At 70.4% G+C, this 20285-nt stretch carries 19 protein-coding genes and 1 pseudogene; 12 read left to right on the plus strand and 8 right to left on the minus strand.

Going from position 1 to position 20285, the window contains the following annotated elements:
* Positions 1-121 precede the first annotated feature (121 nt).
* The 4 genes from ABGB14_RS00455 to ABGB14_RS00470 are packed head-to-tail and all read left to right on the plus strand — an operon-like array spanning position 122 to position 4493.
* The gene (locus tag ABGB14_RS00455) at positions 122-1474 is read left to right on the plus strand and encodes a cellulose binding domain-containing protein (RefSeq protein WP_347641485.1); all 1353 of its coding nucleotides are present in this window, start codon (positions 122-124) and stop codon (positions 1472-1474) included.
* Positions 1475-1534: 60 nt separating this feature from the next.
* On the plus strand, positions 1535-2794 hold the full coding sequence (locus ABGB14_RS00460) for an extracellular solute-binding protein (protein ID WP_347641486.1): 1260 nt from the start codon (positions 1535-1537) through the stop codon (positions 2792-2794).
* Entirely contained in the window at positions 2794-3678 is an 885-nt protein-coding gene (locus tag ABGB14_RS00465; protein WP_347641487.1) for a sugar ABC transporter permease, read from the plus strand. The genes ABGB14_RS00460 and ABGB14_RS00465 overlap by 1 nt, the downstream gene beginning before the upstream one ends.
* Positions 3675-4493 (plus strand): carbohydrate ABC transporter permease, encoded by an 819-nt coding sequence (locus tag ABGB14_RS00470; protein WP_347641488.1) that lies wholly within the window; start codon positions 3675-3677, stop codon positions 4491-4493. The genes ABGB14_RS00465 and ABGB14_RS00470 overlap by 4 nt, the downstream gene beginning before the upstream one ends.
* Here ABGB14_RS00470 and ABGB14_RS00475 read toward each other — a convergent pair.
* From ABGB14_RS00475 to ABGB14_RS00485, 3 genes and pseudogenes are all read right to left on the minus strand, one after another.
* Complete coding sequence (locus tag ABGB14_RS00475) at positions 4483-4689, minus strand: GntR family transcriptional regulator (RefSeq protein WP_347641489.1); 207 nt, start codon at positions 4687-4689, stop codon at positions 4483-4485. The two genes, ABGB14_RS00470 and ABGB14_RS00475, sit on opposite strands and share 11 nt — an antisense overlap.
* Positions 4690-4807: 118 nt before the next feature.
* Positions 4808-5095: pseudogene (locus ABGB14_RS00480) on the minus strand (hypothetical protein); the annotation flags it as partial.
* Positions 5001-6074, minus strand: coding sequence for a BadF/BadG/BcrA/BcrD ATPase family protein (locus tag ABGB14_RS00485; RefSeq protein ID WP_347643099.1), 1074 nt, complete (start codon positions 6072-6074; stop codon positions 5001-5003). The gene ABGB14_RS00485 and the pseudogene ABGB14_RS00480, both read right to left, overlap by 95 nt.
* A gap of 82 nt (positions 6075-6156) precedes the next feature.
* Between ABGB14_RS00485 and ABGB14_RS00490 the strand changes: the two genes are divergently transcribed.
* The 5 genes from ABGB14_RS00490 to ABGB14_RS00510 are packed head-to-tail and all read left to right on the plus strand — an operon-like array spanning position 6157 to position 11070.
* Positions 6157-7026 (plus strand): MurR/RpiR family transcriptional regulator, encoded by an 870-nt coding sequence (locus ABGB14_RS00490; protein WP_347641490.1) that lies wholly within the window; start codon positions 6157-6159, stop codon positions 7024-7026.
* The gene (locus ABGB14_RS00495) at positions 7027-7761 is read left to right on the plus strand and encodes an SIS domain-containing protein (RefSeq protein WP_347641491.1); all 735 of its coding nucleotides are present in this window, start codon (positions 7027-7029) and stop codon (positions 7759-7761) included. It begins immediately after the preceding gene.
* Positions 7762-7780: 19 nt separating this feature from the next.
* Positions 7781-9187, plus strand: a complete 1407-nt coding sequence (gene ngcE / locus ABGB14_RS00500) for an N-acetylglucosamine/diacetylchitobiose ABC transporter substrate-binding protein (RefSeq protein ID WP_347641492.1) — start codon at positions 7781-7783, stop codon at positions 9185-9187.
* Positions 9187-10146, plus strand: coding sequence for a sugar ABC transporter permease (locus ABGB14_RS00505; RefSeq protein WP_347641493.1), 960 nt, complete (start codon positions 9187-9189; stop codon positions 10144-10146). The genes ngcE and ABGB14_RS00505 overlap by 1 nt, the downstream gene beginning before the upstream one ends.
* A 57-nt stretch (positions 10147-10203) precedes the next feature.
* The gene (locus tag ABGB14_RS00510; RefSeq protein ID WP_347641494.1) at positions 10204-11070 is read left to right on the plus strand and encodes a carbohydrate ABC transporter permease; all 867 of its coding nucleotides are present in this window, start codon (positions 10204-10206) and stop codon (positions 11068-11070) included.
* 58 nt (positions 11071-11128) lie between these two features.
* Here ABGB14_RS00510 and ABGB14_RS00515 read toward each other — a convergent pair whose 3' ends face one another.
* Positions 11129-12694 (minus strand): RICIN domain-containing protein, encoded by a 1566-nt coding sequence (locus ABGB14_RS00515; RefSeq protein ID WP_347643100.1) that lies wholly within the window; start codon positions 12692-12694, stop codon positions 11129-11131.
* A 233-nt stretch (positions 12695-12927) separates the two neighbouring features.
* Positions 12928-15069, minus strand: a complete 2142-nt coding sequence (gene metE, locus ABGB14_RS00520) for a 5-methyltetrahydropteroyltriglutamate--homocysteine S-methyltransferase (RefSeq protein WP_347641495.1) — start codon at positions 15067-15069, stop codon at positions 12928-12930.
* Positions 15070-15130: 61 nt separating this feature from the next.
* On the opposite strand from metE, the gene ABGB14_RS00525 reads away from it, so the two are divergent.
* Complete coding sequence (locus tag ABGB14_RS00525) at positions 15131-15994, plus strand: LysR family transcriptional regulator (protein ID WP_347641496.1); 864 nt, start codon at positions 15131-15133, stop codon at positions 15992-15994.
* A 1-nt stretch (position 15995) separates the two neighbouring features.
* Here ABGB14_RS00525 and ABGB14_RS00530 read toward each other — a convergent pair whose 3' ends face one another.
* Entirely contained in the window at positions 15996-16703 is a 708-nt protein-coding gene (locus ABGB14_RS00530) for an SDR family NAD(P)-dependent oxidoreductase (protein WP_347641497.1), read from the minus strand.
* Between the two features lie 103 nt (positions 16704-16806).
* On the opposite strand from ABGB14_RS00530, the gene ABGB14_RS00535 reads away from it, so the two are divergent.
* The gene (locus tag ABGB14_RS00535; RefSeq protein ID WP_347641498.1) at positions 16807-17646 is read left to right on the plus strand and encodes a helix-turn-helix transcriptional regulator; all 840 of its coding nucleotides are present in this window, start codon (positions 16807-16809) and stop codon (positions 17644-17646) included.
* Here ABGB14_RS00535 and ABGB14_RS00540 read toward each other — a convergent pair.
* Both ABGB14_RS00540 and ABGB14_RS00545 read right to left on the minus strand, forming a co-directional pair.
* The gene (locus ABGB14_RS00540; RefSeq protein WP_347641499.1) at positions 17636-18319 is read right to left on the minus strand and encodes a DNA alkylation repair protein; all 684 of its coding nucleotides are present in this window, start codon (positions 18317-18319) and stop codon (positions 17636-17638) included. The genes ABGB14_RS00535 and ABGB14_RS00540 overlap by 11 nt on opposite strands.
* Complete coding sequence (locus tag ABGB14_RS00545) at positions 18316-18984, minus strand: TetR/AcrR family transcriptional regulator (protein ID WP_347641500.1); 669 nt, start codon at positions 18982-18984, stop codon at positions 18316-18318. Before ABGB14_RS00545 ends, ABGB14_RS00540 begins: the two co-directional genes overlap by 4 nt.
* Positions 18985-19081: 97 nt before the next feature.
* On the opposite strand from ABGB14_RS00545, the gene ABGB14_RS00550 reads away from it, so the two are divergent.
* Complete coding sequence (locus ABGB14_RS00550) at positions 19082-20251, plus strand: acetyl-CoA C-acetyltransferase (RefSeq protein ID WP_347641501.1); 1170 nt, start codon at positions 19082-19084, stop codon at positions 20249-20251.
* Positions 20252-20285 lie beyond the last annotated feature (34 nt).

Here is a 20285-nt window from a genome sequence, read left to right on the forward strand (position 1 = left end):
CACCCACGGCGGCGCCCGACCGGCGCCGCCCTCGTACCGGCGCCTGACCGCGCCGCAGCACCGCTGTTCTTCGGTACCGCACGACAGTCGGGGGACCGCCCACTCAAGGAGAACCCCAGTCATGTCCCGAAATTTCGGTAAAGTCCTGCTCTCCTTAGCCATCCCCGCTCTCCTCGTCGCCGTCTCCCTGGTCGCGCCCGCCAACGCCGACCAGGCCGTCCGCCTCCAATACCGGACCAGCGCGCCCGGCGCCACCACGGCCCAGGCCGAGCCCTGGCTCCAGCTCTTCAACGACGGCACCACCACCATCCCGCTCAACCAGGTCAAGATCCGCTACTACCTCACCGGCGGCGAGACCTACCGCTTCGCCTGCTCGTGGGCGGTCGTGGGATGTTCGACGGTGACCGGCCAGTTCGTCCGCCAGGCGGGCGGCGACCAGTACCTGGAAGTGGGCTTCACCTCGGGCAGCCTGGCTCCAGGCCGGACCACCGGCGACATGCAGCTGCGCTTCTACCGCTCCGACTGGCAGACGTTCACGCAGAGCGACGACTACTCCTACGGCCCCCAGACCGCCTACTCGAACTGGGACAAGGTCACCGTCTACGTCAACGGCACGCTCTCTTGGGGCAAGCCCAACGGCAGCGACCCCGACCCCACCGTCACGCCCACCGTGTCCCCGGGGCCGGGCGGCGAGCTGTTCGACGACTTCACCTACACGGGCTCGAACGACCCCCGGCTCGCCCAGCGCGGCTGGACGGTCCGTGGCAGCTCGGGAGGCCCCGGCGTGCCCGGCGCCACCTGGTCGCCCGGCGCGGTCTCGTTCCCCGGCGGCCTGCTGACGCTCGACTCCTCGACGAACGGCACCCCCTCGGGCACCGTGCAGACCGAGCTGTCCACCGCCAACCGCAAGTTCCACGAGGGCACGTACGCCGCCCGCGTGCGCTTCAGCGACGCGCCGACCAGCGGCCCCGACGGCGAGCACGTGGTGCAGACGTTCTTCACCATCACCCCGCTGCGCTTCAACCTCGACCCCGACTACGGCGAGCTCGACTTCGAGTACCTGCCGAACGGCGGCTGGGGCGAGCCGGCCAACATCCTCTACGCCACGAGCTGGGAGACCTACCAGGGCGAGCCGTGGCAGGCGGTGAACACCCACACGGAGGAGCGCGCGAGCTTCGCCGGCTGGCACGACCTCGTCATCCAGGTCTCCGGCGGCCGGATGAAGTATTACGTGGACGGCCGCCTCTTCGCCGACCACGGTGACATCTACTACCCCGAGACCCCGATGTGGATCATGTTCAACCAGTGGTTCATCGACCTCCAGGGAGCGACGGGCACGCGTACGTACCGTCAGCAGGTCGACTACGTCTTCCACAGCAAGAACGAGGTTCTCTCGCCCGCCGAGGTGCAGAGCCGGGTCGGCTCGCTGCGCTCGTCCGGCACCGCGTTCAAGGACACCGTCCCCAACGTGTGATCGTGCCCCGCGCCCGCCCGGGCGGGCGCGGGCCCACCCCCCAGCATCAGAAGGATCACTATGAAGTACCGCATCCTTGCCCTGGCGGCCGTGCTCGCGCTCGGCGCGTGCGGCACCGGCGCGGAGCCGGAGACCGGGGCGGCGGCGAGCGGCGCCCCCGCCAAGCTGACCGTCTGGATCATGGACGGCAGCGTCACGCAGGAGCTGTTGAAGAAGTTCGAGACCGAGCACGAGGCCGCGCACAAGGGTGTCGACCTCGACATCCAGATCCAGGCCTGGGACGGCATCGGCGAGCGCGTCACCGCGGCCCTGGCCAGCACCGACGCGCCCGACGTGATCGAGGTGGGCAACACCCAGGTCGCTCAGTACTCGGCCAGCGGCGGCGTCACGGACCTCACCGCGAAGATCGCCGACCTCAAGGGCGAGGACTGGCTGCCGGGGCTGGCCCAGCCGGGCAACATCGACGGCAAGCAGTACGGGATCCCCTGGTACGCCGCCAACCGCGTGGTCGTCTACAACAAGGACCTGTTCGCCGAGGCTGGCATCAAGGAGCCCCCGAAAACCCGCGACGAGTGGCTGGATATCACGACAAAGCTTAATAAAGGCGGCAACCAGGGCATCTATCTGACCGGCCAGACCTGGTACGCGCTTGCCGGATTCATCTGGGACGAGGGCGGCGACCTGGCCGTCCAGGAGGGCGGCCGGTGGAAGGGCGCCCTCGACACCCCGCAGGCCCGGGCCGGCATGGACTTCTACCAGCGGCTCCAGGCCCTCGGCAAGGGACCCAAGGACGCCGACGAGGCCAACCCGCCGCAGCACGAGGTGTTCGCGCAGGGCAAGGCCGCGCAGATCATCGCCGTCCCCGGCGTCGCCGCCCGCGTGCTGGAGGTGGACGGCACGCTGAAGGACAAGATGGGCTTCTTCCCCATCCCGGGCAAGACCGCCGACAAACCCGGCACGGTCTTCACGGGCGGCTCCGACCTGATCATCCCGGTGGCCTCGCAACACCAGGACGAGGCGTACGAGCTGGTCAAGGCCCTGGCCGGGGAGAAGTTCCAGAAAGAGCTGGCCACGACGATGAGCTTCGTCCCCAACCGCACCTCGCTGGCCGGCGTGCTGTCGGGCGACGAGGGCACCGCCGCGATGGCGGTCGGCGCGGCCAACGGGCGGGCCACCCCGAACACCCCCAACTGGGCCGCCGTCGAGGCCACCTCGGTGATCAAGCAGTACATGACCGCCGTGCTCACCGGCGCCGACCCGGCGGCGGAGGCGAAGAAGGTCTCCGAGTCGATCACCACGACGCTGAACAGCGGATCCTGATGCGGGCTGGACACCGCTCGTTCTGGCCCTTCCTGCTCATCGCCCCCACGGTGGCAGGCGGGGCCTTCCTCCTGCTCTATCCCATGCTCAAGGCGGCGGTGATCTCGTTCCAGCACTTCCGCATGGGCGAACTGATCAGGGGCGGCGCCACCCTCGCCGGCCTGGAGAACTACGCCGAACTGCTGGGCGGCGAGGAGTTCTGGCAGGTGGTGTGGCGCACCGTCGCGTGGACCGCGATCAACGTGGTGCTCATCGTGGTCCTGTCCACCGGCGTCGCCCTCATGCTCGTACGCCTGCGCCGCGGCCTGCGCCTGGCCCTGATGAGCGCCCTCGCCCTGGCCTGGGCCACCCCGATCATCGCGGCGACCACGATCTTCCAGTGGTTGTTCCAGTCGGAGCTGGGCGTGGTCAACTGGCTGCTGGTCACCCTCGGCCTCGACTCCTTCCAGGGCTACACCTGGTTCGCCGACGGCACGGCCACGTTCGCCGTGCTCGTGCTCCTGGTCGTGTGGCAGTCGGTCCCGTTCGCCGCGCTCACCCTCTACGCGGGCCTCACCACGATCCCCGCCGAGCTGTACGAGTCGGCGCGCATCGACGGCGGCAACGGCCGGCAGGTGTTCTGGAAGATCACCGTGCCGATGCTCAGGCAGCTGTTCGCCCTGATCACCTCGCTCGAGGTGATCTGGGTGGCCAAGTGTTTCCCGCAGATCTGGGTGCTCAGCCAGGGCGGCCCCGACGGCGCCACCACCACCCTGCCGGTCTACGCGTTCAAGATCGCCCGCGTGCTGCACCGTTACGACCTGGGCTCGGCGGTCGCCATGCTCACGGTCGTGATCCTCGCCGTCGCCCTGGTCAGCAACCTGCGAAGGATGGTGCGCTCGTGAAACGGCTCGCGCTCAACGCGACGGCGGTCGCCGTGCTCGTGACGACGGTCTTCCCGGTCTACTGGATGTTCCTGACCGCGTTCAAGCCGACGCGGGACATCCAGGCGGCCACGCCGACGTTCTGGCCCGTCGATCCGACGCTCGACCACTTCGTCACCGCCGTCAGCGCGCCGGGGTTCTGGACCTACTGGCGCAACAGCCTGCTGGTGACGGTCGCGGCGGTGCTGATCGCGCTGGTGGTGGCGCTGCTGGCGGCGTTCGCGATGACGAGGATGCGCTGGCGGGGGCGGGGCGCGTTCGTGGTGGCGGTGTTCGCGGCGCAGATGGCGCCGTGGGAGGCGCTGCTGGTGCCGGTCTTCATCATCGCCAGGGACACCGAACTGCTCGACTCGCTGGCCATGCTGACCGGCGTCTACTTCATGATCACGCTGCCGTTCACGATCGTGACGCTGCGCGGGTTTCTCGCCGCCATCCCGCCGGAGCTGGAGGAGGCCGCGCAGGTGGACGGCTGCGGCCGGCTGGTGGCCTTCCGGCGGGTGGTCTTCCCGCTGCTGGCGCCGGGGCTGATGGCGACCTCGCTGTTCGGGTTCATCACGGCCTGGAACGAGTTCGCGTTCGTGAACGTGCTGATCATCAAGGACCAGGACAAGCGCACGCTGCCGGTGTGGTTGTCGTCGTTCCGCGACGTGTTCGGCACCGACTGGGGCGCTACCATGGCCGCCGCCAGCCTGTTCGCGCTGCCCGCGCTGCTGCTCTTCCTCTTCCTGCAGCGCCGCGTCGGCACCGGCATGACGGCGGGCGCGGTCAAGGGCTGACGGGCCATCGCGTCGGATCGCACACGTAGGTGCCCCGGTGCGGCACCGTGACGACCCACCGCTGTTCCCGCAGCCGTGAGACGGCCAGCCGCGCCGTGACCTTGGCGACGCCGTACTGACGCATCAGCACCTGCTCGCTGGGGATCCGCCCTGTTGGGGCGGAGTTCGCCGCGTCTGATGCGGGCAGCCAGGTCATCGGCGATGATCGCATACTTGGCCCTCGTCGGCTTCGCACGAGGCACGCCGGCAGGCCCGACGAAGGTGCCCTCGCCTTGCACGGTGTAGATGAGCCCTTCCTCGCGCAGTACGTGGACCGCCCGCCTGGCCGTGGTTCTGGCGACCCCGAACTCGTACTGAATGTCGGCCTCGCTCGGCACCGGGTGTCCGGAGTCGAGCTTCGAGACCCGACGGCGGAGGATGTCGGCGATCTGGACGTGGACGTGGGTGTCCCCTTCGTAGTGCACCACGTAGGCAACATAGGCCAATGCGGCACGCTTGGGTGGCCTGTCAGACGGTGGTGAAGGTGGGATGCAGGGCCTTGGCGTCGGGCTCCGGGAGGAAGTCGCGGGCCGCCAGCCAGGCCGCCGCGCTCGCCGCGTCACCCGCCGTCGTGACCTGCTCGCCCGCGAGCAACTCCGTCACGGCCTGGCGCACCGGCCCCGGGCTGGTCAGCACGCTGCCGGCGAGCACCACGGGCCCCGACGTGTGCACCCTCCTGAGCGTGGCGACCAGGTGGCCGGCCGCCTCGCGCACGATCCCGGCGGCCAGCGGGTCGCCTTCCGACGCGGCCCGGCTGACCAGCGCCGACAACGTCGCCAGGCGCATGTGGTCGGCCTGGGCCAGGCGTACGATGCGGTCGGCGACGGCGCGCGGCGCGGCGGGCCGCTCCTCGCCGAGAAAGTGCTCGCCGACGAGAGCGACGAGCAGACCGCTCCCGGCCGCAGCGCCGCCCGCGCCAGGAGCGGGATCGCGGTCCGCCTTCGTGCCAGGAGCGGAATCGCGATCAGCTCCCGAGCGGGGAGCGGGATCGCGGTCCGCGACCGGCGACGTGCGATCCAGGGCCGCGACCGGCAGGCCGCGGTCGAAGGCGTCGACCACCGCCTTGGCGGCCTCGCGGCCGATCCAGAAGCCCGAGCCCGCGTCGCCCAGCAACCATCCCAGCCCGTCGGCGACCGCGCCGAGCTCGAACCCGGCGATCCTGGCCGCGACCGCGCCCGTGCCCGACAGCAGCAGCGAACCGTCCGGCTCGGGCGACCCCGCGGCGTAGGCGATCGTCACGTCACCCATGTAGCGCGGCTCCGCGGTGATGCCGTGCCCGGCCCACACCTTGGCCAGGGCGGGCACCATCTCCTCGACGTGCCCCGCGACCCCGGCCAGCGAGGCGACCACCCGCGATCCGTCGAGGGACCCGAGCGCCTGCCCGAGCGCGGTCTCGATCGCCGAAACCGCCTTGGCCAGCCCGTGGGCGGTCGGATTGCCCGCGCCCGCCCGGGCATAGCCCACCCGCGTGCCGTCGAGCCGGTGAACGGCGACTCGCGTGGAGGTGGCTCCGGCATCGACACCGACGACTAGCGATTCCATCACGGACTGAGTCTGGGGCTTGACGTGGGCAGGAAGCAAGAATAATTTTCGCCAGAAGACCGAGTATTCGGAAGGAATATTCGTGACTTCAGGAGCGCTAGGGCGCGTCGAAACAGAGCTACCCGGTTTGCCGGAGGCGCTGCGCAGGGTGGGCGAGGTGATTCTCGGCGACCCGGCCGAGGCCGCGCGCTCGACCATCATCGCGCTGGCCGAGCGCGCCGGCAGCTCGCCCGCCACCGTGACCAGGTTCTGCCGGGCGTTCGGCTTCTCCGGCTACGCCGAGCTGCGCGTCGCCCTCGCCACCGAGACCGGGCGGGCGGCGCAGGCGGGCTGGGGAGCGGGCGTCGGCCACGAGATCGGCCCCGACGACCCGCTCGACGCGGCCATCGAGGTGATGGCCGCCGCCGACGTCCGGCTGATCCAGGACACCGCCGCCCAACTCGACCTCGACGTGGTCGCCCAGGTGGCCGCCGCCATCGTGGCCGCCCCGCGCGTCCTCCTGGTCGGCGTCTCCACCAGCGGTAACGTCGCCACCATGTTCGAAGGCCGGCTGCGCCGCATCGGCGTCCCCTGCTGGAGCGCGGGAGACGCCCACGTGGCGCTGTCGGAGGCGGCGCTGCTCAAGGACGGCGACGTGGCCGTCGGCATCAGCCACAGGGGCCGCACCCGCGAGGTCATGGAGGCGCTGGCCGAGGCCGGCAGCCACGGCGCGCTCACGGTCGCCGTCACCTCTTTCGCCCGTTCCCCGCTGGCCGAGCTGGCCGAGCTCGTGCTGACCACCGCCAGCAGGGAGACGACGTTCCGGCTCGGCGGGCTGGCCGCCGTGCACTCGCAGCTGTTCGTGCTGGACGCCGTCTACGTGGCGATCGCCCAGAGCACGTACGAACGGACCAACGAGGCGTTCGAGCGAACGATCAGCGCCGTGGAGAGCCATCGGGTGGAGAGAGGCTAGATGACGTACGCAGACAGGGTCCTCGATCTGGCGCGCCAGGTCGCGAAGAGCCAGACCGAGCAGGTGCGCAAGGCGGCGGAACTGCTCGTGACCTCGCTCAGGGCGGACGGCGTGGTCAACGCCTTCGGCTCGGGGCATTCCGAGGCCATCGCCATGGAGATCGCCGGACGGGCCGGCGGTCTCGTCCCGAGCAACCGCCTCACGCCGAGAGACCTCGTCCTGTACGGCGGGCAGCCGCCCGGCGTGCTGACCCCGGAGCTCGAGCGTGACCCGGCGGTCGCGCGGCAGATCTACGACCTGGCGCCGGTCGCGCCGCAGGACGTGTTCGTGCTGATCTCCAGCTCGGGCGTGAACGGCACGGTCGTCGAGCTGGCGAGGATCGTCAAGGACCAGGGCCATCCCCTGATCGCGTTGACCTCGGTCAAGCACAGCACCCAGATGACCTCGCGCCACCCGTCGGGCAGCAAGTTGCTCGACCTGGCCGACGTCGTGCTGGACAACGGCGCCCCCTACGGCGACGCCCTCCTCGAGCTGGCCGGAGGCGGCAGCTACGGCGCGGTGTCCACGATCACCTCCGCGCTGCTCGCGCAGATGGTGGTCACCGAGGCGGTGGACGAGCTCGTGGCGATGGGCGAGACGCCTCCCATCTACCTGTCGGCCAACGTGGCGGGCGGGGACGAGCACAACAAGGCGCTGGAGAGCCGCTACGCAGGGCGAATCCGGCGCGGAGCATGACAAGTCAGGAGCAGTAACCATGCCCAACACCCCCCATATCACCAGGCGTGAGCTTCTTCGCGGTGCCGCTCTCGTGCCCGTGGCGGGCGCGCTCGCCGCGTGCGCGACCCCCGCGGCCCAGCCCGCGCCCTCGTCGGCGGCGCCGGCCGCCACGAGCGCGGCCAACCCGTTCGGCGTGGGCGACAAGCCCCTCGAGGTGTGGATCTTCGACGGCGGCTTCGGCCAGGCCTACGCCACGGACATCCACCAGCCGCTGTTCAAGAGCAAGTACGCGAAGGTGGAGATCAAGCACAACTCCACCAAGGAGATCACCAAGGTCCTCCAGCCGCGCTTCGCCGGTGGGAACCCTCCCGAGGTGATCGACAACTCCGGCGCCAACGCCATGGACTTCGGCGCCCTGGCCCAGGACGGCCAGCTCCAGGACCTGACGCCGCTGCTCGACGCGCCCTCGTGGGACGACCCCAACGTCAAGGTGCGCGACCTGCTGGACCAGTCGGTGATCGACATCGGCACCTACGACGGCAAGTTCAGCGTGCTCGGTTACGTCAACTACATCCACGGCATCTGGTATTCGCAGAAGGTCTTCGAGGACAACGGCTGGGAGGTCCCGAAGACCTGGGACGCCTTCCTCGATCTGTGCGAGACCATCAAGAAGTCGGGCAAGATGGCGCCCTTCACCTACGCCGGCAAGCACCCGCAGTACCTGTACGAGCCGCTGCTCACCATGGCCGCGAAGATCGGCGGCAACGACGTGCTGGTCAACATCGACAACCTGGAGGACGGCGCCTGGACCGCCGAGCCCATGGTGACCGCCGCCGAGAAGTGGGCCGAGGTGGGTGCCAAATACCTCATGCAGGGCACGGCGGGCCTCGACCACGTGCAGACGCAGACCGCCCAGAACAAGTACCAGGTGGCCATGCTGCCCTGCGGTTCGTGGCTGGAGAACGAGCAGAAGACCACCACACCTGAGGACTTCGCGTACGCGATGTTCCCCATCCCCGACGTCACGAGCTCCGACGCGATGCCGTACGGCACCCTGGACACCCGGCCCGGCGAGAACTTCATCGTCTCGGCCAAGAGCGCCCACCCGCAGGCCGGCATGGAATACCTGCGGGCCATGTTGTCGAAGAAGGCCGCCGGCGACTTCAGCGAGCTGGTCACCACGGTCACGACGGTCAAGGGCGCGAGCGAGGGCCGCGACATCTCGCCGGGCGTCACCAGCGCCTCCAAGGCGGTCGCCGACGCGGGCGAGAACACCGTCTACTACCGCTGGCCGACGTGGTACGGCCCGCTCAACGACGAGGCCAAGGCCGCCACCGGCGAGCTCATGACCGGCGGCCTGACCCCGAAGGCCTACCTCGAGCGCGTCCAGAAGAAGGCCGACGAGATCAAGAACGACTCCTCCATCAAGAAGTACAAGCGCTGATGGTGCTGTTCAACAGGTATCGCCGCGGGCTGTTCATCACCTCGTTCCTGGCAGCCCCGGTGATTCTCTACCTGGTCTACGTGATCTCGCCCTACGTCCAGGCGTTCTACATCGCGATGACCGACTGGCGCGGCGTGACGGCCGCGCCGAACTTCATCGGGCTCGACAACTTCGAGCGGCTGCTGGGTGACAACGTCTTCTGGAAGGCGGTCACCCACAATGTCGCCCTGCTGGTGTTGCTGCCGGTGATCACGATCGTCATCGCGCTGTTCTTCGCCTTCCTGCTCAACGTGGGCGGGAAGCAGGGCGTGTCGGGCATTCGCGGGTCGGGCTTCTACCGGGTGGTCTTCTTCTTCCCGCAGGTCCTGGCCGTCACCCTCGTGGCGGTGCTCTTCCAGCAGGTGTTCAGGCCCGACGGCAGCGGCATGCTGAACGGGCCGCTGATGGGGCTCGGGCAGGTGTTCGGGCCCGACGGCAGATGGCCGCTGACGGCGTTCGAGTTCGGCCCGGTCGGGTTCCTGTCCGACCCTGACGTCGCGTTCTGGTCGGTGCTCGGCGTCCTGGTGTGGCAGGCGGTCGGCTTCTACGTCGTGCTGTTCTCTGCCGGGCTGGCGAGCATCCCCAAGGACATGTTCGAGGCCGCCCAGATCGACGGCGCCAACCGGATCACCCTGTTCTTCCGCGTCACGCTCCCGCTGTTGTGGGACACCGTCCAGGTGGCCTGGGTCTATCTGGGGATCCTGGCCATGGACGTCTTCGCGATCGTCTGGGTGATGACCGACCAGCAGGGCGGGCCCGACTGGTCGACCACGGTCATGGCGGCCGAGATCTACCGCAACGCCTTCGAATACTTCCGCTTCGGCTACGCCTCCGCCCTCGGCGTGGTGATGTTCTTCTTCACCGTCGGTTTCGCGGTCCTGTCACTGCGCCTGTCGCGGCGCGAACGAATCGAGTACTGAGAGATGGCAACGACGACTCCGGCGACCACAGGGACGCATTCGAGGAGCGCCCTCCGCGTGGAGCGGAGACGGCGGCTCGGGCCGATGGGCGTGTTGACGCACGCGGCGCTGGGCATCTGGACCCTCCTCGTGACGGTGCCGATCATCTGGACCTTCCTGGCCTCGGTCAAGAGCGAGGACGAGATCTTCGGTGACGCCTGGTCGCTGCCGGCCACGCTGCAGTGGGACAACTTCGCCAGGGCCTGGGAGCAGGCGCGCATCGGCCAGTACATGCTCAACAGCCTCGTCGTCGTGTCGTTCAGCACGTTCGGCACGATGCTGGTCGGCTCGATGGCGGCGTACGTGCTGGCGCGCTATCCCTTCCGCGGCAACCGGGCGATCTACATGTTGTTCGTCTCGGGCCTGGCCTTCCCGTTCTTCCTGGCGCTGACCCCGCTGTTCTTCGTGGTGCAGAACATGGGCAACGTGCCGGTGGTCGGGCCGTTCATCGGCCTGAACACGTACGCGGGCGCGGTGCTGGTCTACATCGCCTACTCCATGCCGTTCACCGTCTTCTTCCTGTCCGCCTTCTTCCGCACGCTGCCGACGGCGGTCGCGGAGGCCGCGATGGTGGACGGCGCGTCGCACACCAGGATCTTCTTCCAGATCATGTTGCCGATGGCCAAACCCGGCATCATCAGCATCACGATCTTCAACATCCTGGGCCAGTGGAACCAGTACCAGATCCCGCTGATCCTGCTCCAGGACCGCGAGAAGTGGGTGCTCACCCAGGGCATCGCGGACATCTCCACCGCCGCCGGATACGACGCGGACTGGGCGGCCCTGTTCGCCGCGCTCACCCTGGCCATCCTGCCCATGCTGGTCGTCTACACGGTCTTCCAGCGGCAGATCCAGTCCGGCCTGACCGCGGGGGCGCTCAAGTGACGCCGGCAGTGACGCGCTCGGGCGGGGCCGCGTCCGTACGCGGCCCCGCCCGAGCGCGTCAGCAGCGGTTGATCCGGGAGTTCACCAGCTCGATGTTGCGGATGACGATGTTGTTCCCGCACGGGTTCTCGTTGATGGCGGAGTTGGTCAGCGTCAGGTTCTGCAGCGTGATGTCCGACGTCACGGGGAACTCGCTGCGGGCGGCGATGCGGATGTCGGAGCCGTTCACGGTGCCGCTCTGGGCGGCGATGGTGACGTTGTAGCAGTTCTCGATCAGGATCGAGTTGCTGCCGGTGCCGGAGATGTCCACGCGGTCGATGACGGCGCCGCCGCTCTCCGAGACGCAGAAGACGCCGCGTCCGCCGCCCCTGGCGATGACGGTGCCGACCCGGACGTTGGTCGGGTAGCCGCTGCCGATGCGGCCGTTGCGGTTGGCCATGCGGAAGGCCGCGTATCCGGTGCCGGTGCCGGCGCCCTGGGCGTCGACGGTGCCGACCGTGGCGTTGATCGTGTCGTTGAACAGCAGGCCGGACTCGCCGGTGTTCCTGGCCGTGACGGTGCCGATGGTGATGCCGTCCACGCCGTACGTCTCGACGCCGTGGCTGCTGCCGCCGGAGGCGTACACGCTGTCGATGCGCACGTTGCGGGTGCGGACGTTCCTGTTGGCGTGGTTGTCGATGCGGACGCCGAGCCCGGCCGACCCGAGCCGCAGGTCGAGCCGGCCGAGCGTGATGTTGGTGCCGTTGCGGACGAACACCCCGAAGTAGGGGTTGCCGGTCACGTTGAGGTGGGTGACCTCGACGTCGGTGACGTTCTGGGCGCGTACGGCCGCGTTGTTGGCGCTGATCGTGCCGGACACGTTGATCGTGCCGCACACCTCCAGGACGGTGTAGCTGGGCAGGTCGAGCGACTGGTTGGCGTTCATGGAGCCGGAGCCGCGGACGATCACCTTCTGCTTGGAGGTGCGCCCTGAGGTGAGGCTGCCGACGGCGCGGCGCATGGCCTCGATCATGCTGGCGCCGGTGTAGAGCGTGGTGCCGCCGTTCCTGGCCGTCCAGGTGCCGTTGCTGAGCACGGCCTCGGCGTCGAACGACCCGCTGCCGCAGTCGCCGGACCCGCCGCCGCCCATCTTGACGAGCTGCCACTGCTGGTTGGCGCCGCCGAGGTCGTCCCACTGGGAGATCCTGGCGCCGTCACCGGTGCCCCACTCCCACACCTCCAGCGCCTTGCCGCTGTTGCGGTTGATCAGCCGGACGTGGCCGCCGTCGGAGTCGGCCAGGCGGAACTGCTGGTTGGCGGCGTTCAGGTCGGCCCACTGGACGATCTGCGCGCCGCCCTCGGTCGACCACTCGTAGACGTCCAGCACCTTGCCGCTGTGGCGCGACTTGAGCCGGTAGTAGCCGTCGCCGGAGCTGACGAACTGCCACTGCTGCTGGTTGCCGTCGTTGCGGGCCCACTGCACGATGGGCGCGCCGTCGTTGGTCGCGAAGTCGTACAGGTCGAGGGCCTTGCCGCTGTGCCGGTTGACCAGCACGTACCAGGCGCTGGTGTCGACGCTCGCCGCGACGGCGGGCGGCGGCTGAGCGATGACGGCGCCGGCCAGGGCGAGGAACGCCGCCGTCAGGACGGCGAGCAGGCGCCGCCAGCCTCGTCCGGTGGCCTGAGGTAAGGATCTCACTGTCTGCTCCCATCCTGAAGGAAAGCGCTTTCCTGGGATCAGATCAGCGAGTGACGGAGCCTAAGTCAAGCGAGCAGGTACCGTCAGGCCCGCCTGCCTGCCCGAACCCGCTGAAACGTTCATCCGGGGAGCGGGCTCGCTCTGACGGGCTGCCCGGCCCTGACGTCGACGCCTGAGCCTCACAACTCGGCGCGCAGTTCGCGGGCGGCCGCGACCACGTTCGCCAGCGACGCCTCCACCTGCTCGTACGTCCGCGTCTTCAGCCCGCAGTCCGGGTTGACCCACACCCGCTCGGCGGGCAGCACCGCCAGCGTCCTGCGCAGCAGCTCCTCGACCTCCGCCGCGCCCGGCACGCGCGGCGAGTGGATGTCGTAGACGCCCGGCCCGAGCCCGCGCCCGAACGCCTCCACCGCCCCCAGGAGCCTGCCTCCCGACCGGGCCGACTCGATGGTGGTCACGTCTGCGTCCAGGCCGTCGATGGCGGCCAGGATCTGATCGGCGTCCGAATAGCACAGGTGCGTGTGGATCTGCGTGCGGTCGCTCGCCCCCGACGTGGCCCTCCGGTACGCCGCCACCGCCCACTCCAGGTAGTCGGCCTGCGCGGCCCGCCGCAGCGGCAGCAGCTCGCGCAGCGCCGGCTCGTCCACCTGGATGATCTTCACCCCGGCCGCCTCCAGGTCGCTCACCTCCTCGCGCACCGCGTCGGCAACCTGGAACACCACGTCGCGCAGCGGCAGGTCGTCGCGGACGAACGACCAGGCCACGATGGTGACGGGCCCGGTGAGCATGCCCTTCACCGGCTTGTCCGTGAGCGACTGCGCGTAAGCGGCCCACCGGACGGTGATCGGCGAAGGACGGCTGACGTCGCCGTGCAGGATGGGCGGCCTGGTGCAGCGCGACCCGTACGACTGGACCCAGCCGTTGGCGGTGACGGCGAAGCCGTCGAGGTGCTCGGCGAAATACTGCACCATGTCGTTGCGCTCGGGCTCGCCGTGCACGAGGACGTCGAGGCCGAGCCGCTCCTGCAGCCGGATGACCCGCTCGATCTCGGCCTCGACCCGCCGCTCGTAGTCCTCCTGCGGCAGCGTGCCCGCCGCGACCTCCGCCCTGGCCGCGCGGAGCTCGCCGGTCTGCGGGAACGACCCGATCGTGGTGGTCGGCAGCGGGGGCAGCCGCAGGTGCTCGGCCTGGGCCGCCGCGCGCTCCGCGTACGGGCCGCGCCCCTCCGCCGCCACGGGCGCGGGCAGCGCCACGGAAGGCCCGGCGGGGGCGGCGCCGTGGAAGGGCGAGCGGGAGAGCGCCACCACCTCAGCGACCTTCTGCTCGGCGAACGCCAGCCGCTCCTTCAACGCCGGATCCAGCCCGGGCTCGGCCGCCACGTCGTACGGCACGTGCAGCAGCGAGCACGAGGTGCTCACCGTCACCCGCCCGGCGCGCACGGCGGCCAGCGCCGCCAGCGCCCGCTCGGGCGAGGTGCGCCACACGTCGCGCCCGGACACGACGCCCGCGACCACGGTCTTGCCCGGCAGGTCGATCTCCGGCACGCCGCCCCTGACCAGGTCGACGCCGATGGCCTCCACCGGCGTGCCGGCCAGCACCGGCAGCGCCTCTCCCGCCGGGCCGAAGTACGTGGCCACGAACAACCCCGGCCGCGCGGCGGCGGCCCCCAGCCGCTCGTACGCGGTCCGTACGGCGGCCAGCTCCTCCGGCGTCCGGTCGGCCACCAGCGCCGGCTCGTCGAGCTGCACCCATGCGACGCCCTCCGCGGCGAGCGCGGCCAGCAGCTCCTCGTAGCAGCCGAGCACCTCGTCGAGCCGATCGAGGGCCGAGGCCAGCAGCAGGAACGTCACCGGCCCCACCACCACGGGCCGCGTCTCGTACCCGAGCGCCCGCGCCTCCCGCACCTCGGACAGCGGCTTGGCCGCGTCGAGCTTGAACACCGTGTCGGGGCCGATCTCCGGCACGATGTAGTGGTAGTTCGTGTCGAACCACTTCGTCATCCGCAGCGGCGCGACCTCGTCGGTGCCTCTGGCCATCGCGAAATAGGGGTCGTCCGCGTCGCGGTAGCGCGCCGGCACCGCGCCCAGCAGCACGGCCGTGTCCAGCATCTGGTCGTACATCGAGAAGGTGTTGCTCGGCAGCCCCTCCAGCCCCAGCTCGGCCAGCCTGCGCCAGGTCCGCTCGCGGATCCGCGCGCCCGCCCGGTCCAGCTCGTCGCGGGTGGCGCGCCCGTCCCAGTAGGACTCCAGCGCCCGCTTCAGCTCTCTGCGCGGGCCGATCCGCGGGTAGCCGAGCACCGTGGACGTGGGAAATGGGGACATCTCGCAGGCTCCCTAGGACGTGGATCAGATCGCTGCGATCCTGCCGAGTACCCCGTGAGTCATGCACTATGTATTGGTGCTGCTTATGCTCAGGGAGATCCACTGCTTCACCAGGGTGGCGGAACGGCTCAGCTTCTCCAGGGCCGCCGCCGACCTGGGGATGTCGCAGCCCGCCATGAGCCAGGCCATCACCCGACTCGAACGCGCCACCGGCATCCAGCTCTTCCAGCGCACGGCCCGCGAGGTGCGGCTCACGGCGGAGGGCAAGGCGCTGCTCGCGCACGCGCGGCAGGTGATCGAGTCGGCCCGGGCGTTCACCGATGAGGCCGCGCGGCTTGCCCGGCCGACCATTCACCTCGCTTATCCACCGCTCGTCGGCACTCTTGCCGCGCGGATCGCCAGGCGGCTCGCGAGCCGCACCCCGTCACTCGGCGTGGAGCTCCGGCCCGCCGGGCGGGGCGCGGCGGCGCAGGCGCTGGCGAGCGGCGAGATCTCCGCGGCGATCCTCGCCACCCCCGCTCCCGCGCGGTTCGTCACGGCCGCCCGGTTCCACGTCACCGTCGACCACCTGGCCGTCCCCGTGAGCCACCGGCTGGCGCCCTCGGCCAGGGTCGCCCCGGCGGAGCTGGGCGGCCAGGTGCTGCTCACGCCGTTCAGCCGGCCGTGGTCAGGGTTGCCCGGCCGCGCGCGCATGGTGGCCGACGACGACTTCGCCTCCGCGCTCGACCTGGTGGCGGCGGGCGCCGGGCTGCTGCCGATCCCGCAGCTCCTGGCCAGGACCATCAAGCGGGACGACGTGCGCTTCGTGCCGCTCGACGCGGGCGACCTGCGCATCACCTACGCCCTGGCCTGGTCGAAGGACCATGTCACGCCGGAGCTGATGGCCCTGGTGCAGGCCGTTCAGGACGCCCTGTGGACCAGGTGAGCTACCACGGGAGCGTGCCCGAGACGTCGAAGTAGCCCCCGGTCGGGCCGCCGGGGCCCACCTGCGCCATCCGTACGATGATCTCGGCCCCCTCCTCCACGGTCTGCGTGCCCATGTGCCTGTTGAGGTCCGTCGCGGTGTAGCCGGGCTCCACCGCGTTGATCCGCATGCCGGGGAACGCCTTCGCGTACTGCACGGTGATCATGTTGACCGCGGACTTCGAGGCGGGGTAGGCGACCCCCGGGTAGGCGTGCGTCGGCGTGTCCGGAGTGGTGACCCTGGTCAGCGACGCCAGGCCGCTGCTGACGTTGACGATGACCGGGGCCGCCGAGCGCCGCAGCAGCGGCAGGAAGGCACGGGTGACGCGCACGAGGCCGACGACGTTGGTCTCGAACGTCGTGCGCATGATGTCGGCGGTCACGTCCGCGGGGCCGATGACGCCGCCGTCACGGGTGCGCTCCTCGATGCCTGCGTTGTTCACCAATACGTCGAGCCCCCCGCCGGCCTCGACGGTCTTGGCCGCGGCCGCGACCGAGTCGTCATCGGTGGCGTCGAGCTGGACGTACCGGGCGCCCAGCCGCTCGGCCGCGCGGCGCCCGCGTTCGGCGTCCCTGCTGCCCACGTACACGGTGTGACCTGCTTCGATGAGGCGGCGGGCGGTCTCGAAGCCCAGCCCCTTGTTCGCTCCGGTGATCAGTGTTGTCGTCATGCCCTCAAGCCTCTGGCGGGGCGGCGCGGGCGGCCAGCCGTCCGGTCTTCCTGGGACCGCCAGTACCAGGCGGGCACCCCGGTGTTGGGGGCAGACTGGTGGCATGACGGCGACGGAGTTCGGGCAGGCGGTGCGGCGCTGGCGCGACCGGGTCTCGCCCGCGACCGTCGGGCTGCCGGCCTCCGGGCAGCGGCGCGCGGCCGGGCTGCGCCGGGAGGAGCTCGCCCTGCTGGCCGGGATCTCCGCCGACTACATCACCCGCCTCGAACAGGGCCGGGCCGCCAACCCATCGGCGCAGGTCGTCGAGGCGCTGGCGCGGGCGCTGCGATTGTCGGCCGACGAGCGCGCCTACCTGTTCCGGATGGCCGGGCTCGAGCCGCCGGGGCCGGAGATGGTGCCCGGGTTCATCACCCCGAGCGTGCAGCGGCTGCTCGACAGGCTGGCCGGCACGCCCGTCGGGGTCTACGACGCGGCCTGGACGCTGCTCCTGGCCAACCCGATCTACGCGGCGCTGATGGGTGATCCGTCCGGATGGCGGGGCGACGAACGCAACGGCGTGTGGCGCAACTTCGCCGGGCCCGGCGGCCGGGTGCGCCACACGCCCGAGGCGCGGCGCGCGTTCGAGGCCGCGCTGGTCGCCGACCTGCGCGCCACCGCCGGGCGCTATCCCGCCGACCAGCAGGTGCGCCGCCTCGTCGCGCGGTTGCGCGCGAGCAGCGACCGGTTCGCCGAGCTGTGGGACTCCGGCATCGTCGGCCGGCACGAGGCGGCGCGCAAGACGATCGATCATCCGCAGGTGGGCGCCTTGACGCTCGACTGCGACGTGCTCAGCGTGGCGGGCAGCGACCTGCGCCTCATGGTCTACACCGCGGAGCCAGGCACCGACGACGCCGAACGCCTCGCGCTGCTGGCCGTCCTCGGCACCCAGGCGCTCATGGGCTAGCGGGCAGGTTCTTCAGCGCCTCGCGGCGGCTCAGACCCGAGATGCCCTTGGCGTTGACGTAGCGTACGACCTCGGCGGGGCTGGTCTTGGCGTATTCGCGTAACGCCCATCCGATGGCCTTGCGCGCGAAGAAGTCGTTGTCGGACAGGCTGGGCTCGATGCACGCGTAGAGCAGGGCCGTGTCGGTGCGCGCCTTGAAGCGGTTCTGGCAGAGGATCGCGGTGCGGCGCTTCCACAGGTCGGCGTCGTGCGCCCACTCCAGCATGAGCGGCCGCATGGTGTCGGGGAACGCGGCCAGCAGCCCGCCGACGCGGTGGGTGGCCAGCTCGTCGACCAGATCCCACCAGGCGCCGGTGACGATCATCTCTTCGTACATCGGCACGGTGTAGAGGGTCTGGAACTCGCGGTAGTAGTGGTGGCCGGACAGCTCGACGGCGGCGTAGCGCTCCTCGCGGTATTCGGCCTCCCGCCACAACGCCAGCACCGCCCGCCGCCACTCGGGCGCGGTCTCCAGCCGGTGCCCGGCGAACACCCGCCGCAGCGCCGCCCGCCTGGCCACGGCCTGGACGCCGAGGAACGGCAGCGCGGACTTCATGTACGCGCGCATCGCCTCGGCCTTGGCCGGCTCGGCGACCTCCTGCAGTGCCAGCCGCACCGCCTTGCCGAGGCTCATTTCCCGTGGGTGGTGCGCTCGCCCGTGGCGATCCCGTCGAACAGCACGGTGATGTAGTGCTCGGCCAGGCCGCTGGTGTTGAGCCTGCCGCCCGGCCGGAACCAGCGGACCGCGACCCAGATGGTGTCGCGGATCATACGGTAGGTCAGCTTGGGGTCGACGTCGGGCCGGAACAGACCGGCCGCCTGGCCGGCCTTGATCTGCGCCACCCACATCTGCTCGACCTCGTCCTCGGCCTTGACGAGGTAGTTGAACCGGGGGAACTGGCGCAGATAGTTCCAGTCGTTCTGCATGACGGTGATCGCGGCGCGGTGGGGCTCGAGCGTGCCGAAGCCGATGCGGACCATCTCCGACAGCACAGTGCGCGCGTCGCCTCCGGACTCGAGGGCGGCGCGGTAGCGGGCGATGAGGTCGTCGAGGAAGGTGGAGAGCACCTCGTCGACGATCGTCTCCTTGGAGTCGAAGTGGTGGTAGAGACTTCCGGAGAGGATGCCGGCCTCGTCGGCGATCTCGCGGACGGTCGTGGCCTGGAAGCCCTTGCGCGCGAAGAGCTCCGCGGCGAGCTTGACGAGGTGGTCGCGCCGCTCTGACGCCGACCCTGACGAGGTCGTGCGCTGGCGCTTGGCCGGGGTGGTCGCGGTGCCGGAGTTCTTTCGCGTGGTCACGTTCCCATTATGGAGCCTCAGACAATCGCTTGTTCACCCAACGTGCCCAGTTCATGCGGCATTCCGCGTGCGACCAAGCGCTTGCTACAATGCGATGATGAGCGAGGCCTACATCGTCGGAGCCGTCCGCACCCCCGTCGGGCGCAGGAACGGCGGACTGGCCGGAGCGCACCCCGCCGACCTCGGCGCCCACGTGCTCAAGGAGCTGATGCGCCGCACCGGCGCCGACCCCTCGGCGGTCGACGACGTGATCTTCGGCTGCGTCGACACCATCGGCCCCCAGGCCGGCGACGTCGCCCGCACCTGCTGGCTGGCCGCCGGCCTGCCCGAGGAGGTGCCGGGCGTCACGATCGACCGCCAGTGCGGCTCCTCCCAGCAGGCGCTGCACTTCGCCGCACAGGCCGTGCTCTCCGGCACGAACGACCTGGTGGTGGCCGCCGGCGTGCAGAACATGAGCATGGTCCCCATCTCGGCCGCGATGCTCGCGGGCCGACCGCTCGGGCACGAGACCCCCTTCGCGGGCTCCAAGGGCTGGGCCGAGCGGTACGGCACGCGGGAGGTCTCGCAGTTCGCCGGAGCCGAGCAGATCGCCGCCCGCTGGGAGATCACCCGCGAGGAGATGGAGCGGTACGCGTACACGTCGCACCGGCGGGCCCTGCACGCCATCGAGGCCGGTCGCTTCCGGCGCGAGATCGCCGCCTTCGAGGGCGTCACGGCGGACGAGGGCCCGCGCGCGGACACCTCGCCCGAGAAGATGGCCGGGCTCAAGCCCCTGACCGAGGGCGGCAGGCTCACGGCGGCCCTGGCCTCCCAGATCTCCGACGGCGCCGCCGCCCTGCTCGTCGCCTCGCCCAGAGCCGTACGCGAGCACGGCCTGACCCCGCGCGCCCGCGTACGCCACCTGTCGGCCCGCGGCGCCGACCCGATCATGATGCTCTCCGCTCCCATTCCCGCCACCGCCCACGCCCTCCGCGTGGCCGGCATGTCCATCGGCGACTTCGCGGCGATCGAGGTGAACGAGGCGTTCGCCTCCGTCGTGCTGGCCTGGATGAAGGGAACCGGCGCCGACCCCGCCAGGGTCAACCCGAACGGCGGCGCGATCGCGCTCGGCCATCCGCTCGGGGCGACCGGCGCGGTCCTGGCGGTGCGGCTGCTGCACGAGCTGGAGCGCACGGGCGGCACGTACGGCCTGCAGGTCATGTGCGAGGGTGGAGGTCAGGCGAATGTCACCGTCATCGAACGGCTCGCCGGCGCGGGGGCGGCCTGACGTCAGAAAATGCCACTAGCAAATAGGAAACTTT

Origin of the sequence: Nonomuraea sp. B10E15 (assembly GCF_039871615.1) — a bacterium.
Classification (GTDB): Bacteria; Actinomycetota; Actinomycetes; order Streptosporangiales; family Streptosporangiaceae; genus Nonomuraea.